Genomic DNA, 9,609 nt, shown 5'->3' on the forward strand with positions numbered 1-9,609 from the left:
GCAAAGGAAACGCATATGAAAGGCATTATCCTGGCAGGCGGCTCAGGTACGCGTCTGCATCCGATCACCCGCGGGGTGTCGAAGCAGCTGTTACCGGTCTACGACAAGCCGATGATTTATTACCCGCTGTCGGTACTGATGCTGGCGGGTATCCGTGACATTTTAGTGATTACCACCCCGGAGGATCAGCACGCCTTTCAGCGGCTGCTGGGGGATGGCTCTGCCTTTGGTATCCAGCTGGAGTATGCCACCCAGCCAAGCCCGGATGGCCTGGCTCAGGCCTTTATTATTGGCGAGTCATTTATTGGCAATGACAGCTGCTGCCTGGTGCTGGGGGATAACATCTTCTTTGGCCAGGGGTTCAGCCCGAAACTCCGCCAGGTGGCGGCCCGCCAGCAAGGGGCAACGGTATTCGGTTATCAGGTGATGGATCCGGAGCGCTTCGGCGTGGTGGAATTCGATGATGACTTCCGGGCGCTCTCCCTGGAGGAGAAGCCCAGTGCCCCGCGTTCTAACTGGGCGGTGACCGGGCTCTATTTCTATGACCACCAGGTGGTGGAGTTTGCGAAGCAGGTGCAGCCGTCATCACGGGGCGAGCTGGAAATCACCGCCATTAACCAGATGTATCTCGATGCCGGGCAACTGACCGTTGAGCTGCTGGGGCGCGGTTTTGCATGGCTGGACACCGGCACTCACGACAGCCTGATCGAAGCCAGCACCTTTGTCCAGACCGTGGAGAAGCGCCAGGGATTCAAGATAGCCTGTCTGGAAGAGATTGCCTGGCGTAATGGCTGGCTGGATGACGACGGCGTACGTGCCGCCGCCGCACAGCTGGCAAAAACCGGCTATGGTCGCTATTTGCTGGAGTTATTACGTGCCCGTCCACGCCAATATTGAACCCCTTGAATGGGAGAGCCGTTTTTTCGGCATCGAGAGCGGGATTCTGCGTTTTGACGACCAGGCCCGGCCGCTGGAAAAAGCGCTGCTGGAGAGCTGGCCGCGGGTGCAGGCCAAAATCGACACCGGGCGCAGCGACCAGCTGGACGCGCTCCAGCGCATCGGGTTTCAACTGGTCGAAGGGGAGATGGACTTCTGTATTCCGGTAAGCCCCCCCCGGGAGGCCGGGCCCGCAGCCATTTTAGCCACGGCGCAGGATATTGAACCGCTGCGCCAGCGCGCGGCGGCGGCCTTTACCCAAAGCCGGTTTCGCGCCCCCTGGTATGGCGAGCAGGACAGCGGGCGCTTTTATGCCCAGTGGATTGAAAATGCCGTATTGGGCACGTTTGACGATTGCTGCCTGATGCTGGCGGACCCGCAGGGCGGCTGGCGTGGGTTTGTGACCCTGCGCCAGCTCAATAACCGGCAGGCGAGAATTGGCCTGCTGGCGGGGCCGGGGGCCGGGGCTGAGCTAATGCAGGTGGCCCTCCGCTGGTGTGCAGAGCGCAAGCTGGCGCGGCTGTATGTTGCAACACAGATTAGCAATAGCGCCGCAATCCGGCGCTATATTCGCAGTGGCGGCGACGTTGTCGGCTCCGCTTATTGGCTTTACAGGTGAAAACATGATCCCTTTTAATGCCCCACCGGTAGTGGGAACTGAAATTGAGTATATGCAGTCCGCTCTGGGCAGCGGAAAACTCTGCGGTGACGGTGGGTTTACCCGTCGCTGTCAGTTGTGGATGGAACAGCATTTTTGCAGTAAAAAAGTGCTGCTGACACCGTCATGTACCGCCTCACTGGAGATGGCGGCACTGCTGCTGGACATTCAGCCGGGTGATGAGGTGATCATGCCCAGCTATACCTTTGTCTCCACGGCAAACGCGTTTGTATTGCGTGGGGCAACCATCGTTTTTGTTGATATCCGCCCGGATACCATGAACATCGATGAGACCAAAATTGAAGCCGCGATCACCGACAAAACCCGGGCTATTGTACCGGTCCACTACGCCGGGGTGGCCTGTGAAATGGACACCATTATGGCGCTGGCTGCCAAATACAACCTGTTTGTGGTGGAAGATGCCGCCCAGGGCGTGATGTCCAGCTATAAAGGGCGCCCGCTGGGCAGCATTGGCCATATCGGCTGTTACAGCTTCCATGAAACCAAAAACTACACCGCCGGCGGGGAAGGCGGGGCGACGCTTATCAATGATGCGGCGCTGGTTGAGCGCGCGGAAATTATTCGCGAGAAAGGCACCAACCGCAGCCAGTTCTTCCGCGGCCAGGTGGATAAATACACCTGGCGGGACATGGGCTCCAGCTATTTGATGTCTGACCTTCAGGCGGCCTACTTGTGGGCCCAGCTGGAAGTGGCTGATCGCATTAACCAGCAGCGCCTGATGTTGTGGCAAAACTACTACAATGCGCTGTTACCGCTGGCGGAGGCGGGGCGTATTGAACTGCCTCAGGTCCCGGCGAATTGCGGCCATAATGCCCATATGTTTTATATCAAACTGCGTGATGAGGCAGATCGCAGCGCGCTGATTAACTGGCTCAGGGAAGCCGAAATCCTCGCGGTGTTCCACTACATCCCGCTGCACACCAGCCCGGCAGGCCTCAAGTTTGGCCGCTTCCACGGTGAGGATCGTTATACCACCGCAGAAAGTGAACGCCTGCTGCGCCTGCCGCTGTTCTATAACCTGTCTGGCATTGATCAACGCAGCGTTATCAATACGCTGCTGAGCTACTTCTCCTGATATGTCGTTAGCAAAAGCCTCAGTGTGGACCGCCGGGTCCACACTGGTAAAAATTGGTGCTGGCCTGCTGGTGGTGAAGCTGCTGGCCGTTGCCTATGGCCCCAGCGGTGTCGGTATGGCGGGCAATTTCCGCCAGATGGTCACCGTGCTGGGGGTGCTGGCCGGGGCCGGGATCTTCAATGGTGTAACCAAGTACGTAGCCCAGTACCAGCAGCAGCCCGCGCGTTTGCGTCAGGTGGTGGGGACATCATCGGCGATGGTGCTGGCGTTTTCGTCATTGCTGGCGGTGGTGTTTATGGTGGCCGCCGGGCCGATTAGCCGTGGTCTGTTTGGCCTGGAAGTGCCGGGTCATGCGCACTATAGCGGGGTGATTCAACTGGTGGGCCTGGTCCAGATGGGCATTGCCTGGGCGAACCTGAGCCTCGCGTTACTGAAAGGGTATCGTGATGCGGCGGGGAACGCCCTGTCGCTGATGGCCGGTAGCCTGATTGGGGTGGTGGCCTATTTTATCTGCTGGCGTATTGGCGGTTATGCCGGGGCGTTATTGGGGCTGGCGCTGGTACCGGCGCTGATAGTGATCCCCGCCGGGTATATGCTCCACCGGCGGCGGCACTTTCCCCTGCACTGGCTGAAACCCTGCTGGGATCGGCAACTGGCGGCCAGCCTGAGCAAATTTACCCTGATGGCGTTGATTACCTCCGTCACCCTGCCTCTGGCCTATGTGATGATGCGTAATCTGCTGGCCAGCCACTACAGCTGGGATGAGGTAGGGATCTGGCAGGGGGTGAGCAGTATTTCCGACGCCTACCTGCAATTTATTACCGCCTCGTTTAGCGTCTATTTGCTGCCCACCCTGGCGCGCCAACTGGATAAACGCGATGTCACCCGGGAGATTATCCGGGCGCTGCGTTTCGTGCTGCCTGCGGTCGCGGTTGCCAGCCTGACGGTGTGGCTGCTGCGTGATGTGGCTATCTGGCTGCTGTTTTCCCATAAGTTTACTGCCATGCGCGATTTGTTCGCCTGGCAACTGGTGGGCGATGTGCTGAAAGTTGGCGCTTATGTCTATGGCTACCTGGTGATAGCAAAGGCATCATTACGTTTTTATATTCTGGCGGAAGTCAGCCAGTTTGCGTTGCTGACCGGGTTCTCCCACTGGCTGATCCCGGCCCACGGTGCGCTGGGGGCCGCGCAGGCCTATATGGCGACTTATATTGTTTACTTTGCCCTGTGTAGCGGCGTGTTTCTTCTCTGGCGTAAGCGAGCATGACAAAATTACTGCATATCCTGGGATCGGATATCCCGCATCACAATCATACGGTACTGACCTTCTTTAACCAGAAGCTGGCGCCGGACACTGCCCTTGCCCGGGAATTTATGGTGGCCGCCGGTCATGATTTTGATGCGGCGGCTTTCCCGGCGCTGGACATCATCCGCTACCCTGATAAACGCAGCCTGGCGGCCGGGCTGCTGGCCTTTGCCCGCCAGCACCCGGATTATCATTTTTTCTTTCACGGCCAGTTTAATACCGGGGTCTGGCTGGCATTGCTGCGCGGCGGGCTGAAACCTGCGCGGGTGAGCTGGCATGTCTGGGGGGCGGACCTGTACGAGGTGTCGTCCTCCCTGAAGTTTCGCTTATTTTATCTGATCCGGCGGGTTGCTCAGGGCCGGGTTGGCCGGGTATTTGCCACCCGGGGCGATCTGGATTATTACCATCAGCGCCATCCTGGGGTGGCGGGGCAATTGCTCTATTTCCCCACCCGAATGGACCCGCAGCTTAATGATATGGCGGACAACATCACCCGCCAGGGGCCGCTGACCATTCTGGTGGGTAACTCCGGGGACCGGAGTAACAACCACCTTAGCGCGCTGCAAGCCGTTTACCGGCAGTTTGGTGATACGGTCAATGTGGTGGTGCCGATGGGCTACCCGGCCAATAACCAGGCGTATATTGATCAGGTCGAGCAGGCGGGGCGCGCCCTGTTTAGCGCCGGGCATTTACGGGTACTGCGTGACCAGATGGCGTTTGATGACTACCTGCAATTGCTGCGCGGTTGCGACCTTGGCTGGCTGACCTTTGAGCGCCAGCAAGGGATTGGCACCCTGTGTTTGCTGATTCAGGCGGGGATACCCTGTGTACTGAACCGTAAGAACCCGTTTTGGCAGGATATGGCCGCTGAGCAATTGCCGGTGCTGTTTGATGGTGATGCGCTGGATGAGCAGGTGGTGCGCGAGGCGCAGCGCCAGCTGGCCACCGTGGATAAGCACCATATTGCCTTTTTCAATCCCAATTACCTGACTGGCTGGCATGATGCGCTGCATATGGCGGCGGGGGAGCACCCATGAGTCTATTGCAGTTCTGCGGTTTGTTCGTGGTCTGGCTGTGTTCAGTGCTGTTTATCGGCACGGTCACCTTACAGGCGTTCCGCCAGTACCGGTTTAACTTCCATGCGTTCTTTTCAATCCTGTTTTTGCTGACCTTTTATTTTGGCTTCCCGCTGACTGCGATCCTGGTCTTTCGCTTTAATGTCAGCGTGGTCCCGGCAGATATGCTGTTGCAGGCGCTACTGTCGGCAACCTGTTTTTATGGCATCTACTATGTGGCCTATAAAACCCGGCTGCGGACACCGGCTGCGTCACATGCCAGCCGCGGGTGGTTTACCATGAACCGGGTGGAAACTAACCTGATGTGGGGGCTACTGATGCTGGTGGCGCTGGTCAGTGTGACGATTTTCTTTATGCACAATGGCTTTCTGCTGTTTAAGCTCCGCTCCTACAGCCAGATATTTTCCAGCGAAGTCTCCGGTGTGGCGCTTAAGCGGTTCTTTTATTTCTTTATTCCCGCCATGTTGGTTATCTATTTCCTGAATCCCACTTTCAAAATGTGGATTTTTTTCCTGGTCAGTACCGTGGCATTTGGGCTGCTGACTTATGTCATTGTCGGGGGAACCCGGGCTAATATTATTATCGCCTTCGCGATATTTTTATTTATTGGCATTATTCGCGGCTGGATATCCCTGTGGATGCTGGCCTCTGCCGGGGTGGCGGGTATTATCGGCATGTTCTGGCTGGCGCTAAAACGCTATGGATTAAATGTCAGCGGCGATGAGGCGTTTTATACTTTCCTGTATCTGACGCGGGATACCTTCTCCCCCTGGGAGAACCTGGGTCTGCTGCTCCAGAACTACGATAAAATTGATTTTCAGGGGCTGGCACCCATTGTTCGTGATTTCTATGTTTTTATTCCTTCATGGTTGTGGCCATCGCGGCCCAGTATCGTGCTGAATACGGCGAATTACTTTACCTGGGAAGTCCTCAACAACCACTCGGGGCTGGCTATCTCCCCGACATTGATCGGCTCGCTCTTTGTGATGGGAGGGCCGTGGTTCCTGGCGCCAGGGGCTGTGGTGGTGGGGTTAATTATTAAATGGTTTGACTGGATCTATATTCGGGCGAACCAGGAGGCCAACCGCTATAAAGCGGCGGTGCTGTACAGTTTCTGCTTTGGGGCAATCTTCAACATGATTGTATTAGCCCGCGAAGGGCTGGATGCATTCGCCTCCCGGGTGGTCTTTTTTATGGTGATTTTTGGTTTGTGTTTGCTGGTGGCTAAGCTGTTGTACTGGTTACTGGATAGCGCTGGTCTGGTTCATGCTCGATCGTCGAATCTACTGCGACGATCGAGCATGAACAAATACGTCCGACAAGGAAAAGAATGACTGACATAACAACAGTACCGTATTACAAGGTGCGAGATCTGGAGCTACTGGGGTGGCGTGATATGGGCCATGCTCTGGACTATCTATATCAGGACGGCCAGCTGCGTAAGGGCACGCTGGTGGCAATCAATGCAGAAAAAATCCTCACCATGGAGTCTGATCCCGTGGTCCATGATTTGATTGCCGATGCGGAATTCAAATATGCCGACGGGATAAGCGTGGTGCGCTCGGTACGTAAAAAATACCCTCAGGCCCAGGTGTCACGCGTGGCCGGTGCCGATCTTTGGGAAGCCCTGATGGCCCGGGCCGGGCGCGAGGGCACGCCGGTGTTCCTGGTGGGCGGTAAGCCTGAGGTATTAGCGGAAACAGTGGCTAAATTACGGGCCCAGTGGCAGGTGAATATCGTGGGGGCGCAGGACGGTTACTTTACCGCCGACGAGCGCGACGCGTTGTTCAGCCGCATCCGCGGCAGCGGTGCGAAGATTGTCACTGTAGCGATGGGCTCCCCGCGCCAGGAGATCCTGATGCGCGACTGCCGCAAGGTGTATGCGGATGCGCTGTACATGGGGGTGGGGGGCACATACGATGTGTTTACCGGCCACGTGAAGCGCGCTCCGAGGCTATGGCAGCAACTAGGCCTGGAGTGGTTATACCGTCTGGTATTGCAGCCCAGCCGCATCCGGCGCCAGCTGCGCTTATTGCGCTATCTGGCCTGGCACTACAGCGGCAATATTTAATCGTCACCGCAGCACATCGCTCTGATGTGCTGCGGGGTAGCCTGGTCATCTCCCGCTTTTTTACAATCAGCCGTAATTTCATAACGTAGTATTTGCCATTAGGCAAAAAATGCGAAACCATTGCCCTCCTCTTCAGGTACGGTCAGGGCTTACCCTATCCGGCATGCGTGTGCCGGCCATCCGTATTGATATTTACCACAATAATAACCGGCCAACCGGATAACAGCAGACACTGGTCATTGAGGATTTATGGCAGAGAAAAAAGAAACCCTCCATCGCGGACTGGAAGCTCGGCATATTGAGCTGATTGCGCTTGGCGGCACGATTGGCGTGGGGCTGTTTATGGGCTCCGCCAGTACCCTGAAGTGGGCGGGACCCTCGGTCTTATTGGCCTATATTATTGCCGGAATGTTTGTTTTCTTTATTATGCGTTCGATGGGCGAGATGTTATTCCTCGAACCGGTCACCGGCTCCTTTGCGGTTTATGCACATCGCTATATGAGCCCGTTTTTCGGCTATCTGACCGCATGGTCGTACTGGTTTATGTGGATGGCGGTGGGGATCTCGGAAATTACCGCGGTCGGCGTGTACGTCCAGTTCTGGTTCCCTGAATTGCCCCAGTGGCTACCGGCGTTAATAGCCGTGGCCCTTGTGGCGCTGGCGAATATGGCGGCAGTGCGGCTATACGGTGAGCTCGAATTTTGGTTTGCCATGATCAAAGTGACCACCATCATTGTGATGATCGTGGTGGGCCTTGGGGTGATTTTCTTTGGCTTTGGCAATGGTGGTCATCCGGTGGGCTTCAGCAATCTGACGGCGCACGGTGGGTTCTTTGCCGGGGGCTGGAAAGGCTTCCTGACGGCGCTGTGTATTGTGGTCGCCTCTTATCAGGGGGTCGAGCTAATTGGCATTACCGCCGGCGAGGCCCGCAACCCGCAGGTGACGTTGCGCAGTGCGGTTGGCAAGGTGCTGTGGCGTATTCTGATTTTCTACGTCGGCGCTATCTTTGTGATTGTGACGATTTTCCCGTGGAATGAGATTGGCAGTAACGGCAGCCCCTTTGTACTGACCTTTTCTAAAATCGGTATTACGGTGGCGGCGGGGATCATTAACTTTGTGGTGCTGACGGCGGCGCTGTCAGGGTGTAACAGCGGCATGTACAGCTGCGGGCGTATGCTTTACGCACTGGCTAAAAACCGGCAGTTACCGCCTGCGGTGGCAAAAGTCTCCCGCAACGGGGTCCCGGCGGTGGGTGTGGCGGTGTCGATAGTGATCCTTTTGGTGGGTTCGTGCCTGAATTACATCATTCCCAACCCGCAGCGGGTTTTCGTCTATGTCTATAGCGCCAGCGTGCTGCCGGGGATGGTGCCCTGGTTTGTTATCCTGATTAGCCAGATTCGTTTCCGCCATGCGCACCGTAAGGCGATGGCCAGCCACCCGTTCCGTTCGGTACTGTTCCCGTGGGCGAATTACCTCACCATGGCGTTTCTGGTGTGCGTGCTGGTCGGGATGGGCGTGAATGAAGATACCCGTTTATCGCTGATTGTTGGCATGCTTTTCCTGGCCCTGGTTACCCTCGGGTATACGCTTTTTGGTCTGGGGAAACGGGGTATTGTCCATAAAGTGGATAATTAAGTGCCAAAATGCGCAAAGCGTAACCAAACGCGCATTTTCTTAAAAAAAGCACTAGACAGAAATGCGCGAAGGCCGTAGTATCCCCTCCCGCAACGGCGCTAAGCGCCCGTAGCTCAGCTGGATAGAGCGCTGCCCTCCGGAGGCAGAGGTCTCAGGTTCGAATCCTGTCGGGCGCACCATTAAGTAGTGCCTGAGTTGCGATGATACTGTTTGGTATTATAAAACAGTGTCGCAGAAGAGATTTACAGTGGTGGTTATAGCTCAGTTGGTAGAGCCCTGGATTGTGATTCCAGTTGTCGTGGGTTCGAGCCCCATTAACCACCCCATCTTTTCGTGGTTATGCGAAGGTGGCGGAATTGGTAGACGCGCTAGCTTCAGGTGTTAGTGTCTTAACGGACGTGAGGGTTCAAGTCCCTCTCTTCGCACCACACCCGAATTGAACAAGAAGTACAAAAGCAGTATATCGGCGAGTAGCGCAGCTTGGTAGCGCAACTGGTTTGGGACCAGTGGGTCGGAGGTTCGAATCCTCTCTCGCCGACCAATTCTGACCCCTGTTCGAATGAACAGGGGTTTTTTGTTTTTCCCGCCAGTCAATGTGCGTTATCCCCCTTGCTGCTGCTGCCTGTCGCGATGATGCGACAATCCTCCCTGCTGATGTCGCCGGCAGGAGACATCTAACCTGTTGTTCAGCCTGTCTTATTTATAAAGTGTCTTTTTTCGTCTCCAGCCAGCGACGGCTTTGTTGAATAAATCAGATTTCGGGTAAGTCTCCCCCGTAGCGGGTTGTGTTTTCAGGCAATACGCACACTTTCAGGCATACCTGCTTTCGTC

8 protein-coding genes and 4 tRNA genes are annotated in these 9,609 nt (G+C 56.1%); all 12 read left to right on the forward strand.

Annotated elements, in window-relative coordinates; translation table 11 throughout:
• Positions 1 to 15: 15 nt before the first annotated feature.
• Entirely contained in the window at positions 16 to 897 is an 882-nt protein-coding gene (rfbA, locus tag F9C28_RS15395) for a glucose-1-phosphate thymidylyltransferase RfbA (protein WP_199016229.1), read from the forward strand.
• Positions 875 to 1,555, forward strand: a complete 681-nt coding sequence (gene rffC / locus F9C28_RS15400; protein WP_199016230.1) for a dTDP-4-amino-4,6-dideoxy-D-galactose acyltransferase — start codon at positions 875 to 877, stop codon at positions 1,553 to 1,555. Before rfbA ends, rffC begins: the two co-directional genes overlap by 23 nt.
• A 4-nt stretch (positions 1,556 to 1,559) precedes the next feature.
• A complete protein-coding gene (gene rffA, locus F9C28_RS15405; RefSeq protein WP_199016231.1) occupies positions 1,560 to 2,690 on the forward strand; it encodes a dTDP-4-amino-4,6-dideoxygalactose transaminase in 1,131 nt (376 codons plus the stop codon).
• 1 nt (position 2,691) lies between these two features.
• Positions 2,692 to 3,957, forward strand: coding sequence for a lipid III flippase WzxE (gene wzxE / locus F9C28_RS15410; protein ID WP_199016232.1), 1,266 nt, complete (start codon positions 2,692 to 2,694; stop codon positions 3,955 to 3,957).
• Positions 3,954 to 5,033, forward strand: a complete 1,080-nt coding sequence (locus F9C28_RS15415) for a TDP-N-acetylfucosamine:lipid II N-acetylfucosaminyltransferase (protein ID WP_199016233.1) — start codon at positions 3,954 to 3,956, stop codon at positions 5,031 to 5,033. The genes wzxE and F9C28_RS15415 overlap by 4 nt, the downstream gene beginning before the upstream one ends.
• Positions 5,030 to 6,406, forward strand: a complete 1,377-nt coding sequence (gene wzyE, locus F9C28_RS15420) for an ECA oligosaccharide polymerase (RefSeq protein ID WP_199016234.1) — start codon at positions 5,030 to 5,032, stop codon at positions 6,404 to 6,406. Before F9C28_RS15415 ends, wzyE begins: the two co-directional genes overlap by 4 nt.
• On the forward strand, positions 6,403 to 7,143 hold the full coding sequence (gene wecG, locus F9C28_RS15425) for a lipopolysaccharide N-acetylmannosaminouronosyltransferase (protein ID WP_199016235.1): 741 nt from the start codon (positions 6,403 to 6,405) through the stop codon (positions 7,141 to 7,143). The genes wzyE and wecG overlap by 4 nt, the downstream gene beginning before the upstream one ends.
• Before the next feature lie 249 nt (positions 7,144 to 7,392).
• The gene (gene thrP, locus F9C28_RS15430) at positions 7,393 to 8,778 is read left to right on the forward strand and encodes a bifunctional threonine/serine APC transporter ThrP (protein ID WP_199016236.1); all 1,386 of its coding nucleotides are present in this window, start codon (positions 7,393 to 7,395) and stop codon (positions 8,776 to 8,778) included.
• Positions 8,779 to 8,880: 102 nt separating this feature from the next.
• Positions 8,881 to 8,957: transfer RNA gene (locus F9C28_RS15435), tRNA-Arg, on the forward strand.
• A 71-nt stretch (positions 8,958 to 9,028) separates the two neighbouring features.
• Positions 9,029 to 9,104 (forward strand) — tRNA-His (locus tag F9C28_RS15440).
• A gap of 15 nt (positions 9,105 to 9,119) precedes the next feature.
• A tRNA-Leu gene (locus F9C28_RS15445) sits at positions 9,120 to 9,206 on the forward strand.
• 36 nt (positions 9,207 to 9,242) lie between these two features.
• Positions 9,243 to 9,319 (forward strand) — tRNA-Pro (locus F9C28_RS15450).
• Positions 9,320 to 9,609 lie beyond the last annotated feature (290 nt).

It is taken from the genome of Shimwellia pseudoproteus (assembly GCF_016415625.1).
Classification (GTDB): domain Bacteria; phylum Pseudomonadota; class Gammaproteobacteria; order Enterobacterales; family Enterobacteriaceae; genus Shimwellia; species Shimwellia pseudoproteus.

Bases quoted from the DNA above. Each gene is read 5' to 3' on its own strand.
- rfbA (WP_199016229.1), top strand. From the start codon at position 16: ATGAAAGGCATTATCCTGGCAGGCGGCTCAGGTACGCGTCTGCATCCG.
- rffA (WP_199016231.1), top strand. From the start codon at position 1,560: ATGATCCCTTTTAATGCCCCACCGGTAGTGGGAACTGAAATTGAGTAT.
- wzxE (WP_199016232.1), top strand. From the start codon at position 2,692: ATGTCGTTAGCAAAAGCCTCAGTGTGGACCGCCGGGTCCACACTGGTA.
- F9C28_RS15415 (WP_199016233.1), top strand. From the start codon at position 3,954: ATGACAAAATTACTGCATATCCTGGGATCGGATATCCCGCATCACAAT.
- wzyE (WP_199016234.1), top strand. From the start codon at position 5,030: ATGAGTCTATTGCAGTTCTGCGGTTTGTTCGTGGTCTGGCTGTGTTCA.
- wecG (WP_199016235.1), top strand. From the start codon at position 6,403: ATGACTGACATAACAACAGTACCGTATTACAAGGTGCGAGATCTGGAG.
- thrP (WP_199016236.1), top strand. From the start codon at position 7,393: ATGGCAGAGAAAAAAGAAACCCTCCATCGCGGACTGGAAGCTCGGCAT.